The 1364-nt window shown below is 61.3% G+C and carries 1 pseudogene; it reads right to left on the bottom strand.

The annotated features are described in order from the left end of the window. Positions 1-168 precede the first annotated feature (168 nt). A pseudogene (locus IVA92_RS15475) lies at positions 169-1281 on the bottom strand (IS481 family transposase); the annotation flags it as partial. Positions 1282-1364 lie beyond the last annotated feature (83 nt).

Genomic DNA, 1364 nt, shown 5'->3' with positions numbered 1-1364 from the left:
TGAGCAACCGGCGACATGGGTAACAGTTCAAACCGACGACATGGGTAACACAATTCTCGTTTCGTTCAGGCCTGCTGTTGTTGGGGCTGTGGACCCTGGGGGCAACGCGCAGCGTTGTCCCCAAGGTCCACAGCGCTTTGGCGTTCTTAATTGATCCGCCCGATAAGCAATGGTGCCGAGCGTGACCGGGCCGTAGGTGACCGTTTGGCCATCCTCGGACGCCACCAAGCCTACGGGCTCGCCGGACAATGCCGCGCTGATGTAGACGAACTTGCCATCGAGCTTGATCTCTCCGTTGCGTCGGACCCAGCGAATGTCCTGATCGCCATACTCGGGGGAGCGTAGGATCCCATCGAAGCGACGCGGTGACGCTTTGTAGCGATCCGCAGGTGTAGCGTTGTCGAGAGACTCGTGTGGGCGTTCGTGGTTATAGGTGTGCTGGAACTGGCGCAGTTGCTTGATCTGCTCACGCAGGCTGCGCGCCGGTGGACTTGCCGCGTCCTGCAACAGGGTAAGATGCATGCGCTCGTGACGGCCGTTCTGCTGCGGCTTCCCGGGAGTAATGCGTTCCGGTATCACCCCAGCCTTGATCAGGTTGACCGACATTCTCGACAATCCGCCAGCGCCGACCGAGGCAAACGGAGAGCCATTGTCCGATCGCAGGTAGTGGGGAAGGCCGAACTCGCGGAAGGCCGCATCGAGCACAGGCCAGACATGCTCGGTGTCCGTTCGGGGAAGCGCCTGGCAGCGCAGAAGATAGCGACTGTATGCATCGGTGATCGTCAGTGGTTCGCATCGCTTGCCGTCACCGGTCAAGAACCAGCCCTTGAAGTCGATGCACCAGATATCGTTGGCCTCCTGGCAATCGGCAAAAGGCGCGCTCGACGGCGGTCCACGCCGTCGCAGTCGACGCTTGACCGTCAGCCCCTCTCGGTCGAACAGCTCTCCGATCGTGCTCGCCGCCGGCCAGTCCGTCTTCGGCGCGGCCCGTTCCAGATAGGCCCGCACCTTCAAAGGACCCCAAGTCGGATGCGCACGCCGCACTGCAAGGCATCGCTCAGCAATGTCGCCTGCAATCGATTGCGGGTGGTGCCGTGGAGCTCGTGAGCGATCTTCCAGGCCCGCAGGTCCTTCCGTCTCGAAACGCGTAAGCCATTTGTAGCCAATCCGGCGGCTCACGCCGAACCGCCGGCAGATCATTGCAAATGCTTCCTCGCCCTTTCGAACCGCCACCACAAACTCCATCCGCTCACTCACGGCACAGGTCTCCTTCCAAGCCATCGGCAAGCCCTCCTTGCCGAATAGTTGACCTGTTACCCATGTCGCCGGTCTAGTCTGTTACCCATGTAGCCGGTTTGGACCGG

It is taken from the genome of Bradyrhizobium sp. 154 (genome assembly GCF_023073875.1).
GTDB lineage: Bacteria > Pseudomonadota > Alphaproteobacteria > Rhizobiales > Xanthobacteraceae > Bradyrhizobium.
This window is presented reverse-complemented; position numbering and strand designations above follow the sequence as displayed.